This window comes from Streptomyces sp. CB02056, from assembly GCF_001905545.1.
Classification (GTDB): domain Bacteria; phylum Actinomycetota; class Actinomycetes; order Streptomycetales; family Streptomycetaceae; genus Kitasatospora.
The window spans coordinates 140,197-161,872 of the sequence record NZ_LIPD01000016.1 but is presented as its reverse complement, the minus strand read 5'-3'; the positions used below and the strand labels follow the sequence as shown (position 1 = coordinate 161,872).

21 protein-coding genes are annotated in these 21,676 nt (G+C 71.8%); 4 read left to right on the top strand and 17 right to left on the bottom strand.

Going from position 1 to position 21,676, the window contains the following annotated elements; all coding sequences use genetic code 11:
• Window positions 1–96: 96 nt before the first annotated feature.
• The 14 genes from nuoL to AMK13_RS34230 all read right to left on the bottom strand — a co-directional run bounded on the left by nuoL (window position 97) and on the right by AMK13_RS34230 (window position 15,460).
• The gene (nuoL, locus tag AMK13_RS34295) at window positions 97–1,992 is read right to left on the bottom strand and encodes an NADH-quinone oxidoreductase subunit L (RefSeq protein ID WP_074005525.1); all 1,896 of its coding nucleotides are present in this window, start codon (window positions 1,990–1,992) and stop codon (window positions 97–99) included.
• Window positions 1,993–2,006: 14 nt separating this feature from the next.
• Complete coding sequence (gene nuoK / locus AMK13_RS34290) at window positions 2,007–2,306, bottom strand: NADH-quinone oxidoreductase subunit NuoK (RefSeq protein WP_049652557.1); 300 nt, start codon at window positions 2,304–2,306, stop codon at window positions 2,007–2,009.
• Window positions 2,303–3,286: an NADH-quinone oxidoreductase subunit J gene (locus tag AMK13_RS34285; protein WP_079272762.1), complete on the bottom strand. Its 984-nt coding sequence runs from the start codon at window positions 3,284–3,286 to the stop codon at window positions 2,303–2,305. Before AMK13_RS34285 ends, nuoK begins: the two co-directional genes overlap by 4 nt.
• Window positions 3,286–3,894 (bottom strand): NADH-quinone oxidoreductase subunit NuoI, encoded by a 609-nt coding sequence (gene nuoI, locus AMK13_RS34280; protein WP_074005524.1) that lies wholly within the window; start codon window positions 3,892–3,894, stop codon window positions 3,286–3,288. The genes AMK13_RS34285 and nuoI overlap by 1 nt, the downstream gene beginning before the upstream one ends.
• 6 nt (window positions 3,895–3,900) lie before the next feature.
• Window positions 3,901–5,256, bottom strand: coding sequence for an NADH-quinone oxidoreductase subunit NuoH (gene nuoH / locus AMK13_RS34275; protein ID WP_074005523.1), 1,356 nt, complete (start codon window positions 5,254–5,256; stop codon window positions 3,901–3,903).
• Window positions 5,253–7,814: an NADH-quinone oxidoreductase subunit G gene (locus AMK13_RS34270; RefSeq protein WP_079272754.1), complete on the bottom strand. Its 2,562-nt coding sequence runs from the start codon at window positions 7,812–7,814 to the stop codon at window positions 5,253–5,255. Before AMK13_RS34270 ends, nuoH begins: the two co-directional genes overlap by 4 nt.
• A complete protein-coding gene (nuoF, locus tag AMK13_RS34265; protein WP_049651165.1) occupies window positions 7,811–9,172 on the bottom strand; it encodes an NADH-quinone oxidoreductase subunit NuoF in 1,362 nt (453 codons plus the stop codon). The genes AMK13_RS34270 and nuoF overlap by 4 nt, the downstream gene beginning before the upstream one ends.
• Complete coding sequence (gene nuoE / locus AMK13_RS34260) at window positions 9,172–10,002, bottom strand: NADH-quinone oxidoreductase subunit NuoE (RefSeq protein WP_074005522.1); 831 nt, start codon at window positions 10,000–10,002, stop codon at window positions 9,172–9,174. Before nuoE ends, nuoF begins: the two co-directional genes overlap by 1 nt.
• Window positions 9,999–11,339 (bottom strand): NADH-quinone oxidoreductase subunit D, encoded by a 1,341-nt coding sequence (locus tag AMK13_RS34255; RefSeq protein ID WP_049651167.1) that lies wholly within the window; start codon window positions 11,337–11,339, stop codon window positions 9,999–10,001. The genes nuoE and AMK13_RS34255 overlap by 4 nt, the downstream gene beginning before the upstream one ends.
• A complete protein-coding gene (locus AMK13_RS34250; protein WP_074005521.1) occupies window positions 11,339–12,052 on the bottom strand; it encodes an NADH-quinone oxidoreductase subunit C in 714 nt (237 codons plus the stop codon). The genes AMK13_RS34255 and AMK13_RS34250 overlap by 1 nt, the downstream gene beginning before the upstream one ends.
• The gene (locus AMK13_RS34245; protein ID WP_074005520.1) at window positions 12,049–12,603 is read right to left on the bottom strand and encodes a NuoB/complex I 20 kDa subunit family protein; all 555 of its coding nucleotides are present in this window, start codon (window positions 12,601–12,603) and stop codon (window positions 12,049–12,051) included. Before AMK13_RS34245 ends, AMK13_RS34250 begins: the two co-directional genes overlap by 4 nt.
• Before the next feature lie 127 nt (window positions 12,604–12,730).
• Entirely contained in the window at window positions 12,731–13,090 is a 360-nt protein-coding gene (locus AMK13_RS34240; RefSeq protein ID WP_030060100.1) for an NADH-quinone oxidoreductase subunit A, read from the bottom strand.
• Between the two features lie 535 nt (window positions 13,091–13,625).
• Window positions 13,626–14,336 (bottom strand): response regulator, encoded by a 711-nt coding sequence (locus AMK13_RS34235; protein WP_074005519.1) that lies wholly within the window; start codon window positions 14,334–14,336, stop codon window positions 13,626–13,628.
• A 44-nt stretch (window positions 14,337–14,380) separates the two neighbouring features.
• Complete coding sequence (locus AMK13_RS34230; protein ID WP_079272753.1) at window positions 14,381–15,460, bottom strand: sensor histidine kinase; 1,080 nt, start codon at window positions 15,458–15,460, stop codon at window positions 14,381–14,383.
• Window positions 15,461–15,657: 197 nt separating this feature from the next.
• Between AMK13_RS34230 and AMK13_RS34225 the strand changes: the two genes are divergently transcribed.
• Window positions 15,658–16,233: a hypothetical protein gene (locus AMK13_RS34225; protein ID WP_241853150.1), complete on the top strand. Its 576-nt coding sequence runs from the start codon at window positions 15,658–15,660 to the stop codon at window positions 16,231–16,233.
• Between the two features lie 13 nt (window positions 16,234–16,246).
• On the opposite strand, the gene AMK13_RS34220 is transcribed toward AMK13_RS34225, so the two are convergent.
• Window positions 16,247–17,257, bottom strand: coding sequence for a DMT family transporter (locus tag AMK13_RS34220; protein ID WP_079272752.1), 1,011 nt, complete (start codon window positions 17,255–17,257; stop codon window positions 16,247–16,249).
• Between the two features lie 176 nt (window positions 17,258–17,433).
• A complete protein-coding gene (locus AMK13_RS34215; protein WP_075983692.1) occupies window positions 17,434–18,099 on the bottom strand; it encodes a CatB-related O-acetyltransferase in 666 nt (221 codons plus the stop codon).
• Window positions 18,100–18,193: 94 nt separating this feature from the next.
• Here AMK13_RS34215 and AMK13_RS34210 point away from each other — a divergent pair, with 94 nt between their 5' ends.
• The 3 genes from AMK13_RS34210 (at window position 18,194) to AMK13_RS34200 (ending at window position 20,101) form a co-directional block, all read left to right on the top strand.
• Window positions 18,194–18,844 carry a TetR/AcrR family transcriptional regulator gene (locus tag AMK13_RS34210; RefSeq protein WP_074005518.1) on the top strand — a complete coding sequence of 217 codons (651 nt, stop codon included), beginning with the start codon at window positions 18,194–18,196 and terminating at the stop codon, window positions 18,842–18,844.
• Window positions 18,845–18,928: 84 nt separating this feature from the next.
• The gene (locus tag AMK13_RS34205; protein ID WP_241853149.1) at window positions 18,929–19,636 is read left to right on the top strand and encodes a peptidylprolyl isomerase; all 708 of its coding nucleotides are present in this window, start codon (window positions 18,929–18,931) and stop codon (window positions 19,634–19,636) included.
• Window positions 19,637–19,744: 108 nt separating this feature from the next.
• A complete protein-coding gene (locus AMK13_RS34200; RefSeq protein WP_074005516.1) occupies window positions 19,745–20,101 on the top strand; it encodes a MazG-like family protein in 357 nt (118 codons plus the stop codon).
• Window positions 20,102–20,247: 146 nt separating this feature from the next.
• Here the strand turns inward: AMK13_RS34200 and AMK13_RS34195 are convergent, their stop codons facing one another.
• Window positions 20,248–21,537: a geranylgeranyl reductase family protein gene (locus AMK13_RS34195; protein WP_049651180.1), complete on the bottom strand. Its 1,290-nt coding sequence runs from the start codon at window positions 21,535–21,537 to the stop codon at window positions 20,248–20,250.
• Window positions 21,538–21,676: the final 139 nt, after the last annotated feature.

The following is a 21,676-nucleotide window of genomic DNA, read 5'->3' as shown; positions in this document are numbered from 1 at the left end:
GCTCGGCAGGGGCATTCGCCCACACGCGCCTCTTGATGACGAGCTCGCTGCGCTCGCTCATAGGCCTGGCCCCCCAACGGATATCAGGACGAGTCATCACGTGGACCTCATCAGGAGAGTCATGGCGACCAGCACCAGCGTGCCGCCGAACATGGAGAGCGCGTACGAGCGGACATAGCCGTTCTGGACCCGCCGCAGCCGGCCGGAGAGCCCGCCGATCCCGGCGGCCAGGCCGTTGACCACGCCGTCCAGGCCGCGGCTGTCGAAGAAGACCAGCGCCGCGGCGAGCGCCGAGCCCGGCCGCACCAGCACCGCGTGGTTGAAGTCGTCCTGCAGCAGGTCGCGGCGGGCGGCCCGGGTGAGCGGGGAGCCGACCGGCGGCACCACCGGGACCGGCGAGCGCCCGTACACCAGGTACGCGAGGCCGACGCCGGCCAGCATGCAGGCCGTGGTCAGCAGGGTGACGGTCAGCGGGGCGAGCGGGGAGTTGCCCTCCTCGTGCCCGGTGACCGGCTCCAGCCACTTCAGGAAGGAGTCGTTGAAGGCGAACAGTCCGCCCGCGAAGACCGAGCCGAAGGCCAGCAGGACCATCGGGACGGTCATCGTCCGCGGCGACTCGTGCGGGTGCGGGGCGTTGCCCCCCGCGTCCGGCTGCCAGCGCTTCTCGCCGAAGAAGGTCAGCACCATGACCCTGGTCATGTAGAACGCGGTGACCGCCGCGCCGACCAGCGCGCACCCCCCGAGGATCCAGCCCTCGGTGCCGCCCTTGGCGAAGGCCGCCTCGATGATCTTGTCCTTGGAGAAGAAGCCGGACAGGCCCGGGAAGCCGATGATCGCCAGGTAGCCGAGGCCGAAGGTGACGAAGGTGACCGGCATGTACTTCCGCAGGCCGCCGTAGTGACGCATGTTCACCTCGTCGTTCATGCCGTGCATGACCGACCCGGCGCCGAGGAACAGCCCGGCCTTGAAGAAGCCGTGGGTCACCAGGTGCATGATCGCGAAGGCGTAGCCGATCGGGCCGAGCCCGGCCGCCAGCACCATGTAGCCGATCTGCGACATCGTCGAGCCGGCCAGCGCCTTCTTGATGTCGTCCTTGGCGCAACCGACGATCGCACCGAACAGCAGCGTGACCGCGCCGACCACCACCACGGCGGTCTGCGCGTCCGGCGCCAGGTCGAAGACCGCCGAGGAGCGGGTGATCAGGTAGACGCCCGCGGTCACCATGGTGGCCGCGTGGATCAGCGCCGACACCGGGGTCGGGCCCTCCATCGCGTCCCCGAGCCAGGACTGCAGCGGCACCTGCGCCGACTTGCCGCAGGCCGCCAGCAGCAGCATCAGGCCGATCGCCGTCAGCTTGCCCTCGCTCGCCTGGTGGGCACCGCCGAAGACCGGGTCGAAGGCGAAGGAGCCGAACTCGGCGAACATCAGCATGATCGCGATGGACAGGCCCATGTCGCCGACCCGGTTGACGATGAAGGCCTTCTTCGCCGCCGTCGCCGCACTCGGCTTGTGCTGCCAGAAGCCGATCAGGAGGTACGAGGCCAGGCCCACGCCCTCCCAGCCGAAGTACAGCAGCAGGTAGTTGTCCGCGACCACCAGCAGCAGCATGGCGGCCAGGAACAGGTTCAGGTACGCGAAGAAGCGGCGCCGGCGCTCGTCGTGCGCCATGTAGCCGACCGAGTAGAGGTGGATCAGCGTGCCGACACCGGTGATCAGCAGGACGAAGGTCATCGACAGCTGGTCGAGCCGGAAGGAGATATCGGCCTGGAAGCCGTTCACCGGGATCCAGCTGAACAGGTGCCGGGTGACCGCCCGGTGCTCGGCGTCACGGCCGAGCATGTCCGAGAACAGGGCCAGGCCGAAGCCGAACGAGAGCGCCGCGAGCGCGGTGGCCAGCCAGTGGCCGAAGCGGTCCAGCGCCCGGCCGCCGAGCAGCAGCAGGGCGGCGCCCGCCAGTGGAGCCGCCACCAGCAGCGGAATGAGAGATTTCACCGAGGGCCCTCCGCCTACAGCTTCATCAGGTTGCTGTCGTCGACCGAAGCGGAGTGCCTGGTCCGGAAGATGGAGACGATGATGGCGAGGCCGACCACGACCTCGGCCGCCGCGACCACCATCGTGAAGAACGCGATGATCTGGCCGTCCAAGGTCCCGTGCAGCCGGGAGAAGGTCACCAGGGCGAGGTTCGAGGCGTTCAGCATCAGCTCCACGCACATGAACAGCACGATCGCGTTGCGTCGGACCAGCACCCCGGCCGCTCCGATGGTGAACAACAGGGCCGACAGGTAGAGGTAGTTGACCGGGTTCACTCCGCGCCCTCCTCGTCGGCCGGGTGCTTCACGTTGTTCGCCGGCACCGGCCCGCCGTTCGCCGGCCCGTTCGCCGACCCCTTTGCCGTCACCGCCCCGCCGTTCGCCGGCAGCGGAGCGCCGTTGGCCGGCACCGGCTCCAGCGACTTGCGCGGGGCCTTCACGGCCGGCCGCTCCGAGGACGGACGGCCCAGCCAGTCCGCCGTGCTGTTCTCCAGCTCCGCCATCCGCCGCAGCATCGCCTGGCTGACGTCCCGGACCTGGCCGCGCTCGCGCAGCGTCGCCATCACCGAGTCCTCGGCGATCGTGCCGTCCGGCAGCAGCCCCGGCACGTCCACCGCGTTGTGCCGGGCGTACACGCCCGGCGCCGGCAGCGGCGGCAGCTGGATGTTGTCCACGACCCGCTGCGCCGCCAGCTCGCGCTGCGTCTTCGGCGCCTTCACGTGCTCCCGGTGGGTCAGCACCATCGCGCCGATCGCCGCGGTGATCAGCAGCGCGCCGGTGACCTCGAAGGCCCACACGTAGCGGGTGAAGATCAGCCGGGCCAGGCCCGGCACGTTGCCCTCGGCGTTCGCCTCGGACAGCCCGGTGAAGTGGTCCAGCTTCGCGTTGGCGATCCCGGCGATCAGCAGCACGCCGAAGCCCAGCCCGCACAGCGCCGCGGCGAACCGCTGGCCCTTCAGCTGCTCCTTCAGCGAGTCCTCGCCGGTGACGCCGACCAGCATCACCACGAACAGGAACAGCATCATGATCGCGCCGGTGTAGACCACGATCTGCACCACGCCCAGGAACACCGCACCCTGGGCCATGTAACAGACCGCCAGCGCCATCATGGTGGCCGCCAGGCAGAGCGCGCTGTGCACGGCCTTGCGCATCAGCACCATGCCGAGCGCACCGCCGACCGCGATCACCGCGAGCACCCAGAACTGGACGGCCTCGCCCGTCGAGGTCGTCCCGGTCGCCTCCGCCAGCCGCGCGATCACTGCTGCACCTCCTTGTCCCGCTCGGTGCGCTCCTGCTGGACCGTCCCCGGCGCCGCCGCGGTGACCTCGCCCCGGTAGTACGCGCCCTCGTCGGTGCCCGGGAAGATCGCGTGCGGAGTGTCGACCATGCCCTCGGACAGGCCCACCAGCAGCTGCTCCTTGCTGAAGATGAGGTCCCGCCGGGAGGAGTCGGCCAGCTCGTACTCGTTGGTCATGGTCAGCGCCCTGGTCGGGCAGGCCTCGATGCACAGCCCGCACAGGATGCAGCGGGCGTAGTTGATCTGGTACACCGCGCCGTAGCGCTCACCCGGGGAGTAGCGCTCCTCGTCCTGGTTGTCCGCGCCCTCCACGTAGATCGCGTCGGCCGGGCAGGCCCACGCGCACAGCTCGCAGCCGACGCACTTCTCCAGGCCGTCCGGGTGCCGGTTCAGCTGGTGGCGGCCGTGGAAGCGCGGAGCGGTGGGCTTCTTCTGCTCCGGGTACTGCTCGGTGAGCCGCTTCTTGAACATGGCCTTGAAGGTCACGCCGAAGCCGGCGGCCGGGCCGAGGATCGACGGACGGTCGCCCCGTTCGGCGTGGCCCGTTCGATCGGACTGGTCGGACATCTCGGTTCAGCTCCCTTCGGAATGGTCGGCCCCGTTGAGGGCGTCCTGGAGTTGCTTCGGGGCACGGCTGCGGCGGCGCGGCACCGGCGGGAGCACCTGGCCGGGCAGCGGCGGGACGGGGTAGCCGCCCGCCATCGGGTCGAACTCCCCCCCGTCCTTCGGCCGGGCCGGGCCCGCACCGGGCGGGGCCTCCCCCGGCTCCGGCTGCTTCCTCAGGAAGTCCCGCAGCAGCGCCAGCAGCAGCACCGCCCCGACCGGGGCGCCCACGTACAGCACCACCTGGCCGAAGCCGTAGCCCTCGTTGCGCAGCGCCCGCACGCTCGCGATCAGCACCAGCCACACCAGCGAGACCGGGATCAGCACCTTCCAGCCCAGCTTCATGAACTGGTCGTAGCGGAGCCGGGGCAGCGTGCCGCGCAGCCAGATGAAGAAGAACAGCAGCAGCTGGATCTTCAGCGTGATCCACAGCATCGGCCACCAGCCGTGGTTGGCGCCCTCCCAGAAGGTCGTCACCGGCCACGGGGCCCGCCAGCCGCCCAGGAAGAGGGTCGAGGCCACCGCCGAGACCGTCACCATGTTCACGTACTCGGCCAGCATGAACATCGCGAACTTCAGCGAGGAGTACTCGGTGTTGAAGCCGCCGACCAGCTCGCCCTCGGCCTCCGGCAGGTCGAACGGCGCCCGGTTGGTCTCGCCGACCATCGCGATGATGTAGACGATGAACGACACCGGCAGCAGCGCCGCGAACCAGGTCGGCTGCTGGTGCGCCACGATCTCCGAGGTCGACATCGAGCCCGAGTAGATGAACACCGCCGCGAAGGACAGGCCCATCGCGATCTCGTAGCTGATCATCTGCGCGGACGAGCGCAGCCCGCCCAGCAGCGGGTACGTCGAACCCGAGGACCAGCCGGCCAGCACGATGCCGTAGATGCCCACCGAGGCCGTCGCCAGGACGTACAGCAGCGCGACCGGGAAGTCCGTCAGCTGGAGCGGCGTACGGGCGCCGAAGATCGACACCTCGTTGCCGGCCGGACCGAACGGGATCACCGCGAAGGCCATGAACGCGGGGATGGCGCAGACGATCGGGGCCAGGATGTAGACCACCTTGTCCGAGCCCTTGACCACCAGGTCTTCCTTCAGCGCCAGCTTCACGCCGTCCGCCAGCGACTGCAGCAGGCCCCACGGGCCGTGCCGGTTGGGCCCGATGCGCAGCTGCATCCAGGCCACCACCTTGCGCTCCCAGACGATCGCGATCAGCACCGTCAGGACCAGGAAGGCGAAGCAGAACACCGCCTTCAGCAGCACCAGCCACCACGGGTCCTGCCCGAAGAAGTGGAGCGTCTCGTACGGCTGCGACGTCATCGGTCCTCCCCTGTGCCGTCATCGGCGGTCTCGTCCGCGGCCCCGGGTTCGGAGCCGGCCCCGGGTGCGGGTCCGACTTCGGGTCCGGGTCCGACTTCGGGCTCGGGTTCCGACTCGGCCGGGGCGATCGTGACCAGGTGGCCGACGGTGGTGCCGAGAGCGCGGTGGGCACCGCCCGGCGTGGAGTCCAGCGGGACCCAGACCGTGCGGTCCGGGATCGAGTCGGTGACCTCCAGCGGCAGGGTCAGCGATCCGGCCGGACCGGTCAGCCGCAGCTCCTCGGCCGCCTCGGCGCCGATCTCCTTGGCCGTCTCCGCCGAGATCCGGGCCACCGCCCGGTGCCGGGTGCCCGCCAGGTGCGGGTCCCCCTGCTGCAGCACGCCGTTGTCCAGCAGCAGGCGCCAACCCGCCAGCACCGCCTGGCCGGTGGCCGGTCGGGGCAGCAGGTCCGGGTGCGCCGCCGGGTCGGCCGTGCGGTCGCCCTCCCAGGGGGCGAAGCGGTCCAGCTCCAGCCGGGCCGCCCGGACGTCCGGCAGGCCCAGCCGGTGGCCCAGCGCGTCGGCCAGCATGCCCAGCACCCGCAGGTCCGGCTGGAGGTGGCGGCCCATCTGCTGGTCCGGCTTGAGCGCCGACTCGAACATCCGCACCCGGCCCTCCCAGTCCAGGAAGGTGCCGGCCTTCTCCGCCACCGCCGCCACCGGCAGCACCACGTCGGCCCGCGCCGTCACCGCCGAGGGCCGCAGCTCCAGCGACACCAGGAACGGCACCGCCGCCAGCGCCTCGTCGGCCAGCGCCGGATCCGGCAGGTCGTCCGGGTCCACGCCGCCGACCAGCAGCGCGTCCAACTCGCCCGCCGCGGCCGCCGCCAGGATCCCGTCGGTGTCCCGGCCCGGCCGGGACGGCGGTTCGGCCCCGCCCCACACCGCCGCCGCCTCCGCCCGGGCCGCCGGAACGGCCACCGGACGCCCGCCGGGCAGCAGGCCCGGCAGCACGCCCGCCTCGACGGCCCCGCGCTCACCGGCCCGGCGCGGCACCCAGGCGAGCCTCGCACCCGTCGCGTGCGCCAGCCGCAGCACCGCCGTCAGCCCGCCCGGGACGGCGGCCAGCCGCTCGCCCGCCAGGATCACCGCGCCCGGGGTGCGCAGCAGTTCGGCCGCCCGGCCCGCGTCGTCGTTCAGCGGCTCGTCCGCCGCCAGCGCCGCGAACCACTCCGGCTCGGTGCCGGGGGCGGCCGGCAGCAGCGCCCCGCGCAGCTTCGCCAGGCCCCGGGAGCCGAACGCGGCCACCGAGAACACCTTCAGGCCCGTCGCCCGGGTCGCCTTGCGCAGCCGCAGGAAGACGATCGGCGACTCCTCCTCCGGCTCGAAGCCCGCCAGCAGCACCGCCGGCGCCCGGTCGAGGTCCTCGTACGACACCCCGGTGCCGTCCACGTCGACGCCCCGCCCGGCCACCGCCGCGGCCAGGAAGTCCGCCTCCTCGCCGCTGTGCGGGCGGGCCCGGAAGTCCACGTCGTTGGTGCCCAGCACCACCCGCGCGAACTTCCCGTACGCGTAGGCGTCCTCGACCGTCACCCGGCCGCCGGCCAGCACCCCCGCCCGGACCCCGCGCAGCCCCTCGGCCGCCCGGGCCAGCGCCTCCGGCCAGGAGGCCGGCACCAGCTCGCCGTCCACCCGCACCAGCGGGGTGGTCAGCCGGTCGCGCTGCTGGGCGTAGCGGAAGGCGAAGCGGCCCTTGTCGCAGTTCCACTCCTCGTTCACCGCCGGGTCCTCGCCCGCCAGCCGGCGCAGCACCTTGCCGCGCCGGTGGTCGGTGCGCTGCGCGCAGCCCGAGGCGCAGTGCTCGCACACGCTCGGCGAGGAGACCAGGTCGAAGGGGCGCGAGCGGAACCGGTACGCCGCCGAGGTGAGCGCGCCCACCGGGCAGATCTGGATGGTGTTCCCGGAGAAGTAGGACTCGAAGTCGTCGCCCTCGCCGGTGCCGACCTGCTGCAGCGCCCCGCGCTCCACCAGGTCGATGAACGGGTCCCCGGCGATCTGCTGTGAGAAGCGGGTGCAGCGCGCGCACAGCACGCAGCGCTCGCGGTCCAGCAGCACCTGGCTGCTGATCGGCACCGGCTTCTCGTAGGTGCGCTTCATCCCCTCGAAGCGGGAGTCGGCGGCGCCGCTGCTCATCGCCTGGTTCTGCAGCGGGCACTCGCCGCCCTTGTCGCAGACCGGGCAGTCCAGCGGGTGGTTGATCAGCAGCAGCTCCATCACGCCGCGCTGGGCCTTCTCGGCCACCGGCGAGCTGAGCTGGGTGCGCACCACCATGCCCTCGGCCACCGGGATGGTGCAGGAGGCGACCGGCTTGCGCTGGCCCTCGACCTCGACGATGCACTGGCGGCAGGCGCCGGCCGGGTCGAGCAGCGGGTGGTCGCAGAAGCGCGGGATCTGGGTGCCGATGGTCTCGGCGGCCCTGATCACCAACGTTCCCTTGGGGACCCGCACTTCGACGCCGTCGATGGTGAGCGTGACCAGTTCGACCGCTGTCTCGGAGGCCGTTGGCTCTGTGATCGTCACGCGTGCACCTCCCTTTCGGTGGCGGACTGGTGGCCGGGGCGGGGGCCGTCGGCCCAGACGGTGGAGGCGGCCGGGTCGAACGGGCAGCGGCGCTCGGCCAGGTGCTGCTCGTACTCGGCCCGGAAGTGCTGGAGCGAGGAGACGATCGGACTGGCCGCGCCGTCGCCCAGGGCGCAGAAGGACTTGCCGTTGATGTTGTCGGCGATGTCGAGGAGCTTCTCCAGGTCCCCGTCGACGCCCTGGCCCGCCTCGATCCGCTTGAGCAGCTGGACCAGCCAGTAGGTGCCCTCGCGGCAGGGGGTGCACTTGCCGCAGGACTCGTGGGCGTAGAACTCCGTCCAGCGGGTGACGGCCCGCACCACGCAGGTGGTCTCGTCGAAGACCTGGAGCGCCTTGGTGCCGAGCATCGAGCCGGCCGCCCCGACGCCCTCGTAGTCCAGCGGGACGTCGAGGTGCTCGTCGGTGAACATCGGGGTGGAGGAGCCGCCCGGGGTCCAGAACTTCAGCCGGTGCCCGGCGCGGACGCCGCCGCTGAGGTCGAGCAGCTGGCGCAGCGTGACGCCGAGCGGGGCCTCGTACTGGCCGGGGTTGGTGACGTGGCCGGAGAGCGAGTAGAGCGTGAAGCCGGGGGACTTCTCGGTGCCCAGGGCCTTGAACCACTCCTTGCCGCGGGACAGGATCGGCGGCACCGAGGCGATCGACTCGACGTTGTTGACCACCGTCGGGCAGGCGTACAGGCCGGCGATGGCCGGGAACGGGGGCCGCAGCCTGGGCTGGCCGCGGCGGCCCTCCAGCGAGTCCAGCAGCGCCGTCTCCTCGCCGCAGATGTAGGCGCCGGCGCCGGCGTGCACGGTGATGTCCAGGTCGACGCCCGAGCCGAGGATGTTCCGGCCCAGCAGCCCCGCCCCGTACGCCTCGGCGACGGCCGCGTGCAGCCGGCGCAGCACCGGGACGACCTCGCCGCGCAGGTAGATGAAGGCGTGGTCGCAGCGGATCGCGTAGGAGGCGATGATCATGCCCTCGATCAGCGCGTGCGGGTTGGCGAACAGCAGCGGGATGTCCTTGCAGGTGCCCGGCTCGGACTCGTCCGCGTTGACCACCAGGTAGTGCGGCTTGCCGTCGTTCTGCGGGATGAACTGCCACTTCATCCCGGTGGGGAAGCCTGCGCCGCCGCGGCCGCGCAGGCCCGAGTCCTTGACCAGGGCGATCACGTCGTCGGGCGGCATGGCGAGGGCCGCCTTGAGGCCCTCGTAGCCGTGGTGGCGGCGGTAGGTGTCGAGCGTCCAGGGGCGGCTGTCGTCCCAGGAGTCGGACAGGACCGGGGTGAGCAGCTTCTCGGCCGGCTCGGCGGAGGTCATCACGCTTCGCTCCCTTCCTGGCCGTTGCCCGCCTGGGTGGTGCCCGCCTGGCCGTTGCCTGCCTGGCCGTTGGCCTCGGGGCGGGGTGCGTCGGGGCGCGGGGATTCGGGGCGCGGGGCGACCACCTTGGTGCCGGGGGCGCCGGGCAGCGCCTCGCCGCGGGCCAGCCGCAGGCCGGCCAGGGAGGGCGCGCCGCCGGCGCCGGACTCGTCGTTGGCCCCCGGGCGCTCGTCGGGGAAGCCGGCCAGGATCCGGGAGGTCTCCTTGAAGCCGCACAGCCGGGCGCCGCGGGTGGGCCGGACCTCTCGGCCGGCGCGCAGGTCGTCGACCAGCTGCCGGGCGCTGTCCGGGGTCTGGTTGTCGAAGAACTCCCAGTTGACCATCACCACGGGCGCGTAGTCGCAGGCCGCGTTGCACTCGATGTGCTCGATCGAGACCTCGCCGTCCTCGGTGGTCTCGTTGTTGCGGACGCCCAGGTGCTCCTGGAGCTCGGCGAAGATCTGGTCGCCGCCGAGCACCGCGCACAGGGTGTTGGTGCAGACCCCGACGTGGTACTTCCCGGCCGGGCGACGCCGGTACATGGTGTAGAAGGTCGCGACCGCGGTGACCTCGGCGGTGGTGAGGTCCAGCTGTTCGGCGCAGAAGCGGATCCCGGTCGGGCTGACGAAGCCCTCCTCCGCCTGCACCAGGTGCAGCAGCGGCAGCAGCGCCGAGCGGGCCTGCGGGTAGCGGGCGATCAGCTCGGCGGCGTCGGCGGCCAGCCGGGCACGCACCTCCTCGGGGTACGGTGCGGCCGGCAGTGCCGGCAGTCCGAGTTCGACGTTGGTCACCGGTCCACGCCTCCCATCACCGGGTCGATCCCGGCCACCGCGACGATCACGTCGGCCACCTGGCCGCCCTCGCACATCGCCGCCATCGTCTGCAGATTGGTGAACGACGGGTCCCGGAAGTGGACCCGGTACGGACGCGTCCCGCCGTCGCTGACCACGTGCACGCCCAGCTCGCCCTTGGGCGACTCGACCGCCGCGTACGCCTGGCCGACCGGGACCCGGAAGCCCTCGGTGACCAGCTTGAAGTGGTGGATCAGGGCCTCCATCGAGGTGCCCATGATCTTGCGGATGTGGTCGAGGGAGTTGCCCATCCCGTCCGGGCCGACGGCCAGTTGGGCCGGCCAGGCGATCTTCTTGTCGGCCACCATGACCGGGCCGGGCCGCAGCCGGTCCAGGCACTGCTCGACGATCCGCAGCGACTGCTTCATCTCCTCCAGGCGGATCAGGAAGCGGCCGTAGGAGTCGGCGCTCTCCGCGATCGCGACCTCGAAGTCGTAGTCCTGGTAACCGCAGTACGGGTCGGTCTTGCGCAGGTCGTGCGGCAGGCCGGTGGCGCGCAGGATCGGACCGGTGGCGCCGAGGGCCAGGCAGCCGGGCAGGTCCAGGAAGCCGACGTCGACCAGGCGGGCCTTGAACACCGGGTTGCCGGTGGCGAGTTTGTCGTACTCGTGCATCCGGGAGCGGAAGACCTTGACCGCCTCGCGGATCTGGTCGACCGCGCCGGGCGGCAGGTCCTGGGCGAGGCCGCCGGGGCGCACGTACGCGTGGTTCATGCGCAGGCCGGTGACCAGCTCGAAGACGTCCAGGATCAGTTCGCGGTCCCGGAAGCCGTAGATCATCAGGGTGGTGGAGCCGATCTCCATGCCGCCGGTGGCCAGGCAGACCAGGTGCGAGGCGATCCGGTTGAGCTCCATCATCATCACCCGGATGACGTTGGCGCGGTCCGGGACGTCGCCGGTGATGCCGAGCAGCTTCTCGACCGCCAGGCAGTAGGCCGTCTCGTTGAACAGCGGGGTCAGGTAGTCCATGCGGGTCACGAAGGTGGTGCCCTGGACCCAGCTGCGGAACTCCATGTTCTTCTCGATGCCGGTGTGGAGGTAGCCGATGCCGCAGCGGGCCTCCTTCACCGTCTCGCCGTCGATCTCCAGGATCAGCCGCAGCACGCCGTGGGTGGACGGGTGCTGGGGGCCCATGTTGACGATGATGCGCTCGTCGTCGGCCCGGCCGACCGCCTCGACCACCTCGCCCCAGTCGCCGCCGGTGACGGTGAAGACCCGGCCCTCGGTGGTCTCGCGGGCGTCGGCTTCCTCGGTCTCTCCATAGTGCTGGGTGTTCATCAGCTGTACGACCTCCGCTGGTCGGGAGCCGGGATCTGGGCGCCCTTGTACTCGACGGGGATGCCGCCGAGCGGGTAGTCCTTGCGCTGCGGGTGGCCCAGCCAGTCGTCCGGCATCATGATCCGGGTGAGCGCCGGGTGGCCCTCGAAGACCAGGCCGAAGAAGTCGTAGGCCTCGCGCTCGTGCCAGTCGTTGGTCGGGTAGACGCTCACCACGGAGGGGACGCGCGGATCGGCGTCGGGCGCGGTGACCTCCAGCCGGATCAGCCGGCCGTGGGTGATCGAGCGCAGGTGGTAGACCGCGTGCAGCTCGCGGCCCTTGTCGCCGGGGTAGTGCACGCCGCTCACCCCCAGGCAGAGCTCGAAGCGCAGCGCCGGGTCGTCGCGCAGGATCCGGGCGGTCCTCAGCAGGTGGTCGCGCTCGATGTGGAAGGTGATCTCGCCGCGGTCGACCACCGTCCTCTCGATCACCTCGACCGGGTCCAGGCCCTGCTCCTCCAGGGCGCCCTCCAGCTCGTCGGCGACCTCGTCGAACCAACCGCCGTACGGGCGTTCGCTCGGACCGGGCAGCACGATCGGGGCGGCCAGACCGCCGAAGCCGGAGGTGTCGCCACTGCCCTCGGCACCGAACATGCCCTGGCGGCGGCCGACCACCTCGACCGGGATCTCGCGGACCGGCTGCTCGCGGCGGGTCTCGGGTACCTGCTCGTTCATCGCAGCTGCCCCCGCATCTCGCTGATCGGGGTGGCCTTGAGGGCGAGCGCCTCGCCGAGCTCCTCGGCCCGGCGCCTGTTCACGCCCAGCGGCTCGTGCTGGATCTTGTCGTGCAGCTTCAGGATGGCGTCCATCAGCATCTCCGGACGGGGCGGACAGCCGGGCAGGTAGATGTCCACCGGGACGATGTGGTCGACGCCCTGGACGATCGCGTAGTTGTTGAACATCCCGCCGGACGAGGCGCAGACACCCATCGAGATGACCCACTTGGGGTTGGGCATCTGGTCGTACACCTGGCGCAGCACCGGGGCCATCTTCTGACTCACCCGGCCCGCCACGATCATCAGATCGGCCTGCCGGGGGGAGCCCCGGAAGACCTCCATGCCGAACCGGGCCAGGTCGTAGCGGCCCGCCCCGGTGGTCATCATCTCGATCGCGCAGCAGGCCAGACCGAAGGTGGCCGGGAAGAGTGACGCCTTGCGCACCCAGCCGGCGGCCGTCTCCACGGTCGTGAGCAGAAAGCCGCTCGGCAGCTTCTCCTCGATTCCCATCAGATCCCTCTCAATGCCCTCAAGTCCTCTGATACGTGGGCCGGTTCTGGCTTGTCCGCTCGTTCACAAGCGGGTGCTCAGCCGGCGGACGGGTGGGCCACCACCCCGCGCTCTGACCACCCCGCGCTCAGTCCCACTCCAGACCGCCGCGCCGCCACACGTAGGCGTACGCGACGAAGACGGTGGCGATGAACAGGAGCATCTCGACCAGCCCGAAGATCCCCAGGGCGTCGAAGGTCACCGCCCAGGGGTAGAGGAAGACGATCTCGATGTCGAAGACGATGAAGAGCATCGCCGTCAGGTAGTACTTGATCGGGAACCGACCGCCGCCCACGGGCTGCGGGGTCGGCTCGATGCCGCACTCGTACGCCTCCAACTTGGCCCGGTTGTAGCGCTTGGGGCCGGTGAGTGAGGCCATCACGACGGAGCCGACCGCGAACGCCGCCGCGATGGCACCGAGTACGAGGATCGGCGCGTAGGCATTCATAGCCCCCGCTCCCTCCGTCCAGTCGTCCTTGACTGCAGATCGGAACCGGCAGGTCACACTGAGGTGAACCCGCGTTCCGGTTCCCGAGATCCACCTCATGTGAGGCAGTTCACAAAGCCTGGAACGAGCGCATCTTATGCCCGTCGGCTTGTGATCTGCGACACGCAGTTCAACGCCATCTTTGTGATCTACGACACCCTGTAAATGGGGTCGAATGTGAGCATGCCCAGATTTGTCGACGCAAAGCAGTCAAACGATCACAAGCGGTCGCATTTACTTGTGAAGTGGCAGGTCAGGGGCGTGTTCCTATATCAACTATGCGTCGTAGGGAGCAAATTTTCAGACGTCATGTTGACGTGTTATAGCGGCTCACTCGCAGGGGTGGCGGGGCCCGAACGCTCGCTTGACCCTTCGTTCACAAGCGCGCGAGCCTGCCGTCGGGCGGGGTTCCCTTCCCCCTCTCCCACGCGCCCGCCGTCCCGCTCCGGTGGTGCCCGCCGGGGCCGCGGGCCCTCGTGCTCCGGGACGGGGCCCGCTACTGGCGGCCGGCCGTCTGCTCCCAGACCCAGGCCGCGATGCCCACCCGGTTGCGGGCGCCGATCTTGCGCTGGACGTTGGCGAGGTGGTTCTTCACCGTCCCCGGTGAGATGAACAGCCCTGCGCCGATCTCGGCGTTGGTCGCACCGTCTGCCACCAGCTCGGCGATCTCCCTTTCTCTCGTGGTCAGTTCCTCCGTCGGCCCGGCTGTCGGCTGCGGAACCGCCGCGGCCGCCTTCACGCCCGGCCCCGACTTCAGCGCCGGCTTCGACTCCGCGCCCGGGAGTGCCATGTGCCGCAGCAGCCGGACGGTGACCTGCGGGCTGATCAACGCGTCCCCGGCCATCGCCGCCCGGACCGCCTCGATCAGCAGCACCGGCCCCGAGCGCTTCAGCAGGAACCCGGCCGCTCCGTGCCGCAGCGCCGTGTGCACGTACTCGTCCAGGTCGAAGGTGGTCACCACGATCACCTTGCACTGGTCGGCCAACTGGCGTGTGACCTCCAGGCCGTCGAGCTTCGGCATCCGGATGTCCGCGAGCACCACGTCCGGCCGCAGCCTCCGTGCCTCCGCCACCGCCGCGGCGCCGTCCGCCGCCTCCGCGACCACCACCATGTCCGGCTGGACGTCCAGGATCATCCGGAACGCGCTGCGGACATCCGCCTGGTCGTCCGCGATCAGGATCCGAACCGGCCCTGTGCCACTGCCCATGTCCCGCACCTCTCCCCGTTGCCGACCTTCGTCGGCTCCTACGATCACGCCGGCCCCGTGCCGGCCTCCTCCAGCGGCAGCACCGCCGTCACCCGCCAGGCCTCCCGCTCGTACGGACCGGCTTCCAGCGAACCGCCGAGGGCCTCCACCCGGGCCGCCAACCCCGGCAGTCCGCTGCCGCCGCCCCGGCGCGGCCGCCCCGCCGGGCCCGGTGCCCGACCGTCGTTGGTCACGGTCAGCTCCAGCCGTCCACCGCTGCGGCGGGCCCGGATCTCGACCGCCCGCGCGGCCGGAGCGTGCCGCCGGACATTGGTCAGGGACTCGACCACGATCCGGTGGACGGTGCCCTCCACCTCGCGCGGCACCGGCTCCTCCGGCAGCTCCAGGCGGACGTTCACGCCGCCCGTCGCGGTGAACCGCTCGGCCACCTCGGCGAGTTCGGCGAGTCTGGGCTGCGGACCGCGGCCGCCCTGCTCCTCGCTGCGCAGCAGCTGTACCGTCCGGTCCAGCGAGGCCAGCGCCCGCTGCCCGGCCTGCTCTATTCGCTGGAACATCTCGGCCGCGCCGGCCGGATCGATCCCCGCCAGATAGGCCCCCGCCTGGGCCTGGGCGACCATGCCGCTGACATCGTGCGCCACGAAGTCGTGCAGGTCGTGGGCCAGTTCGAGCCGCTGTGCCCGTCTGGCCTCGGCCACCGCCTCGCGGCGCCCCTCGTCCAGGCCCCGCAGGTAGAGCCCGACCAGGACGGCCGGCAGGGAGAGCATCGATCCGAAGCCGAAGAGCGTGAGCGTGTCCGCGGGCCCCTCGACGAACGCGAACCGGGACGGCCAGAGGGCGACCGCTCCGCAGGCCGTCCAGGCCGCCGCCGCGTACCGCGGGCCGTCCTCGGCGCGCAGGCTGACGACCACCGACAGCAGCAGGACGGCCAGCTCGACCAGGCCCGCCAGCCCGGCCCACCGCTGCCCCTCCGTCCAGCGGCCGAGGAGCCAGACGGCGACCGTGACCACGACCGACGCCGCCCCGAGCGCCATGGTCACGGCCGCCGCCCCGTACCGCCCCCGCGCCGCCCAGGCCGGCGGCACCAGGACCAGGACGATCCCGGACAGGATCTGAGTCATCGTCATCACCCCTTCTCGACCCTTCGACTGCCGTCACACTACGACGCCGCCCGGGCGGCGCGCCTGTGCCGATCGGCATATTTCAAAGGCCGGTTGAGCAGGAGGAACAGCCCGATCGGCATCTGCCGCGAACCCCTGGCGGGCCTCCAGTCTTGAGTCATCGCACCGGCCACGGAGGTCGGAGCCGAAGGGAGTCCACCACCATGTCGAAGCTCGTGATCACCGCCCGCGGCACCGCCCACCGGGCCGCGGCGGCGGCCCCGAACGTCCCGCCCGCCCCGCGCTGGGCCCGGCTCGCCGCCGGGGCCGCCGTCCTCAGCACCATCCCCTCGGGGCTGTGGCGGATCGCCTTCGGCTTCGGCGTCCCGGTCGGCTTCTCCGGCGCGACGGCCGCGGCGTACGGCGCGCACCAGCCGGGCTGGGGCACGGTCTACTGCGTGGCGCTGAGCGCCCTGGCGGAGGCGCTGGCCTTCCTGACCCTGGGCCTGGTCCGGCCCTGGGGGCTGGTGGCGCCCCGGTGGATCCCCCTGATAGGCGGCCGTCGGGTCCGGCCGCTCGCCGCGATCGTCCCGGCGCTGCTGGGCTCGGCGGTCCTCACCTACGTCGGCACGGCCGCACTGCTCGGCGGCTGGGCGCACAACCTGGCCGAGCCGGATTCCCCGCACGGCTTCGCCGCCGTGGTGATGACGCTCGCCTACCTGCCCCTGGTCGCCTGGGGCCCGCTGCTCGGCGCGGTCGCCCTCGGCTACGCCCGCCGGACGCTGCGGCGGCGCCGGTGACGAGGGCGGCGGGTCATACCGGAGCCGGCTCCGCGCCCGGCCCCACCGCGTCGGCCCCGCTCTCGCACTCGCCCCCGGCCGGGTGCGGCGCCGGGGCGGGAGCGGCAGCCGGGGCGGGTACGGGAGCGGTGCGCCGGCCCCACTCGGTCGCGACCAGCACCAGGGCTCCGCCGAGCAGGGCGAGCGGGCCCATGCGGTTCCCGGCCACGGTGATGCCGAAGACGGCGGCCCAGAGCGGCTCGGTCCCGAGCAGCAGGCTCACCCGCGAGGGCGAGGTGGCCCGCACGGCCCACATCTGGACGAAGAAGGCGAACAGGGTGCAGAACAAGGACAGGTGCAGCAGCCAGCCCCACTGGCCGGCCCCGTACGAACGCGCGACCGTCCACGGCGCTGGTCCGACCAGGAACGCGACGGCGGCGAACACACCGGTGGCAACCGCGAGTTGGACCCAGGTGACGGCGAGCGCGTCGGTGTCGCGGACGGCCCGGGTGCGGGCCATCGCGAGGACGTACGCCGAGCGGACGAGGGCGGCGCCCAGCACCAGCAGGTCACCGAGTGCCGGAGGGCGCAGCCCGCCGTCCCCGGTGAGCAGGGCGACGCCGAGGACGGCCAGCCCGGCGGCGGCGAGGAAGGCCTTCGGCGGCGCGGTCCGGGCGAGGGCGCTCTCGCCGAGCGGCGTGAGCACCATCGCGAGGCTGATGATCAGCCCGGCATTGGTCGCGGAGGTGTGCACGGCTCCGTAGGTCTCCAGCAGGAAGATCCCGCTGAGCACCAGCCCCAGCGCGGCGCCGCCGAGCCACTCGGCGCGGCTCAGCCTCCGCAGGGCACGCCAGGCGACCAGCCCGAGCAGCGGCAGCACCAGGCCGAACCGCAGCACCAGCATCGCCACGACCGTCCCGGGCTCGGCCACCCGCTGGACGGCGAGGAAGCTCGATCCCCACACCACGGCCACGAGCAGGACCGGAAGATCGCGAAGGACCGACGAGGACGAACCCTCGGACGGGTCGGACAAGGAGGCTGGCATGCGAAAGATCCCTCCGAACGAACGGAACCGGCGGGCGCGAGTACCGTACGGCGTCGGACGGACCCAGGAGCCGGGCGGAAGGCCCGGCAGTGGACGGGGCGGTGCGCGGAGCAAGGGGGCGCCATCTTCGCGCACCGGGCCCCCGATGATCAATGCCCTCCACGGGCACGGTTGGGTCAGGCGGAGAACAGACCGTTCGCCGCGGCGATCGCCTCGATGTCGGCCGGGGTGCCGGACATGATGGCGCGGACGTGCTCGGTGACCAGCTCCACCGGCCAGTCCCACCAGGCCGCACGGAGCAGACACTCGATGTCGGCGTCGTCGAAGCGGCGGCGGATCGGGCGGGCCGGATTGCCGCCGACGACGGTGTAGGGCTCGACGTCGGCGGTGACCATCGCCCCGGCCGCGATGATCGCACCGTCGCCGATCCGGACGCCGGGCAGGACGGTGGCCCCGTGGCCGAACCAGACGTCGTTGCCGACCACGGTGTCACCCCGGCTGGGCAGGCCCGTGACGATGTCGAGGGTCCGCTCGGTCCAGCTGCCGCCGAACATCGTGAAGGGGAAGGTGGAGACGCCGACGGTCGGGTGGGCGGCGCCGGCCATCAGGAAGCGGGTGCCGGTGGCGATCGCGCAGTACCTGCCGATCACCAGCCGCTCGGGGCCGTACGCGTAGAGGACGTTGCGCTCCTCGAAGCGGGTGGCACCGTCGGGGTCGTCGAAGTAGGTGTACTCGCCGACCTCGATTCGCGGGTCGGTGACGAGCGGGCGCAGCAGGACGACCCGGTCGTGGCCGGCGAGCGGGTGGAGGGCGGTGGGGTCGGGAACGGCAGTGGCAGGCACGCGGGCTCCTCTCGTAATGCGACGTGAGTCGCATTACGATGAGCATGGCACGGCCGCCACCCCACAGCAAGCCTTAATGCGACTGGAGTCGACTTTGACTGGAGCAACCCACCCCGCACCGGAGCCCCGCACCCCCACCCCGCGCCCGGGCGGCCGCAGCACCCGGGTCCGGGCCGAGGTGGTCGCCGCCACGCTCGCCGAGGTCGCCGAAAAGGGGTACGACGGGCTCACCGTCGAGGCGGTCGCCGCCCGCTCCGGCGTCCACAAGGCGACCCTCTACCGGCGCTGGGGCGGAGTGGACGGCCTGGTCGCCGACGCCCTGACCGCCTCCGCCGACCAGCCCTGGCCCCTGCCCGACACCGGCGACCTCCGGCAGGACCTCCGCCGGATCACCCAGGAGGTGTTCAGCGTCTTCACCGATCCGGAGCTCGGCCCCACGCCCACCGCGCTGATCTCCGCGGCCCAGCGCTCGGACACCGGCGCGGCCGCCCTGCGCGCCTTCTTCGCGGCCCGCCACCGCCAGGCCGCCGAGGTGGCCGAACGGGCCGTCGCCCGGGGCGAGCTGCCCGCCGGGACGGACGGCACCGAGGTGGTCCGGGCCGCCACCGCGCCGCTCTACTACCGCCTCTTCGTCTCCGGCGAGCCGCTGGACGCCCGCACCGCCGAGCGGGCCGCCGACGCCGCGGCCCTGGCCGCCCGCGCGGGACTCTTCACACCCACCACGACCACCCCGGAGCAGAACTGACAAACCATCACACTGTCGCCGCCCGGGGAGCCACGGCCGCCCCAACCCCTACCGCATCCCCATCCGGCCGTGGATGATGCACCCATGACAACACCGCCGTCCACCACCCCCCGGAAGGCCCGTCACATGAAGCGCAAGCACTGGGCGCTGGTCGCCGCCGCCACCGTCCTCCCGCTCGTGGCGAGCACCGGCACCGCCATCGCGGACACCCCCGCGGCCGCGACCCCCGCTACCGGCTGCGCCTACACACCGGCCGTCCCGGCCGACAACTTCAAGGGCATCCCGGTGTTCGACGCCAAGAAGGCGGCGAAGCGCTACCGCGCGACACTGCGGACCAGTCAGGGCCAGATCAGCTTCGAGGCCCTGACCGACAAGGCGCCCTGCACCACCTTCTCGTTCCGGTTCCTCGCCGAGCACGACTACTTCGACCGCAGTCACTGCCACCGCCTCACCACCCAGCGGATCTACGTCCTCCAGTGCGGCGACCCGACCGGCACGGGCAGCGGCGGTCCCGGCTACTCGTTCCCGGACGAGAACCTGACCGGCGCCACCTACCCGGCCGGCACCGTGGCCATGGCCAACGCCGGCCCGAACACCAACGGCAGCCAGTTCTTCTTCGTCTGGAAGGACACCAAGCTCTCCCCCGCCTACACCCCTTTCGGCCGGATCACCGGCGGTCTGGACGTGCTCCAGAAGATCGCCGCCGGCGGCGAGGACGACCAGAACAACCCGGGCGACGGCTTCCCCAACCTCCCGGTGAACATCCGCAACGTGAAGATCAGCGCCCGCTGAGGCTGCTCGTCCCCGGCGGGCCGGACAGCCCCGGCCCGCTCCCGCCCGCCCCCGCTCCCGTACGGTGGCAACACCAACGACACCGCGTGGGAGCAGGAGCAACGCCGCATGGACAGCCGGATCTGGGAGAGCGTCGACGACCTGGTCGCACGGCTGGACGAGCAGAGCACGCAGTCGCCCCAGGAGGAGCGACTGCTGCGGATCCTCAAGCTCTCCGAGGAGGTCGGCGAGGTCGGTGCCGCGGTGATCGGCGCCACCGGCCAGAACCCGCGCAAGGGGGTCACCCACACCTGGGAGGACGTCCAGCACGAGCTCTGCGACGTCGTCTTCACCGCCCTCGTCGCCCTGAGGACCCTCACCCCCGATGCGGCCCGGATCTTCGACGAGCGTCTCGCCTACGTCGAGCAGCGCTCCGCCGCCTCCCGCCGGGCGCCGGAGGCACCCCGGGCGGCCGAACAGCCGTAGGGCCGGCGGGGACGGACATCCCCACCGGCCCCAACACCCGGTCCGCGCCAGGCGTTCGGCGTCCGGCCCTTCGGCGTCAGCCGCCAGGCATCAGGCGCCAGAGACCAGCCGTCAGGCACCAGCTGTCAGGCGCCAGACACCAGCCGTCAGGCGTTCGGCGCGACCCTGGCGAGGCCGTTGATCACGCGGTCCATCGCATCGCCGCCCTGCGGGTCGGTGAGGTTGGCGAGCAGCTTGAGGGTGAAGCGCATCAGCATCGGGTGGGTGAGGCCGCGCTGGGTGGCGATCTGCATCACCTTGGGGTTGCCGATGAGCTTCACGAAGGCGCGGCCCAGCGTGTAGTAGCCGCCGTACACGTCCTTGAGGATGCGCGGGTAGGCCTGGAGGGCGCGCTCGCGGCCGCCGTCGGTGACCCGGGCGAGGGCCTGCACGATGACCCCGGCGGCGATCTGCCCGGATTCCATCGCGTAGGCGATGCCCTCGCCGTTGAACGGGTTGACCATGCCGCCCGCGTCGCCGACGAGCAGCAGGCCGCGGGTGTAGTGCGGCTGCCGGTTGAAGGCCATCGGCAGCGCGGCGCCGCGGATCGGCTCGGTCATGTTCTCGGGGGTGTAGCCCCACTCCTCCGGCATGTTGGCGCACCAGGCCTTGAGCACCTCGCGCCAGTCCAGCTCGCCGAACGCCGGCGAGGAGTTGAGGATGCCGAGACCGACGTTGGAGGTGCCGTCGCCCATGCCGAAGACCCAGCCGTACCCGGGCAGCAGCTTGCGGTCGCCGTCGCGGGTGTCCCACAGCTCCAGCCAGGACTCCAAGTAGTCGTCGTCGTGGCGCGGCGAGGTGAAGTAGGTGCGGTAGGCGACGCCCATCGGGCGGTCCTCGCGCCGGTGCAGGCCCATGGCGAGCGAGAGCCGGGTGGAGTTGCCGTCGGCGGCGACCACCAGCGGGGCCCGGAAGGTGACCGGCCGCTTCTCGTCGCCGAGCTTGGCGGTGACGCCGACGATCCGGCCGGTGCGCTCGTCCAGGACCGGCCCGCTGACGTTGCAGCGCTCGTAGAGCCGCGCGCCGGCCTTCTCGGCCTGACGGGCGAGCAGCTCGTCGAAGTCGGCGCGCTTGCGCACCAGGCCGTAGTCGGGGAAGGAGGACAGCTCAGGCCAGTCCAGCTCCAGGCGGACGCCGCCGCCGATGATGCGCAGGCCCCTGTTGTGCAGCCAACCGTTCTCGGTGGAGACGTCGATGCCCATGTCCACCAGCTGCTTGGTGGCGCGCGGGGTCAGGCCGTCGCCGCACACCTTCTCGCGCGGGAAGGCGGTCTTCTCCAGCAGCAGCACGTCCAGCCCGGCCTGGGCCAGGTAGTACGCGGTGGTGGCGCCGGCCGGGCCCGCGCCGACCACGATGACGTCGGCCGTGCTCTCGACGGGGCTGTCCGGCTTCGTCAGATCGGCTGCGGTCTCGGACACGTGGACACACTCCTGGAACTGCGGCGGGGGACGGCGGCTTTGTCTCCGGCAGTCTAGTTCCGCTCACGCCACCGGATGCGCCCCCGCCCCCGACCTCCGGCTCCGCCCGTCAGCCCCG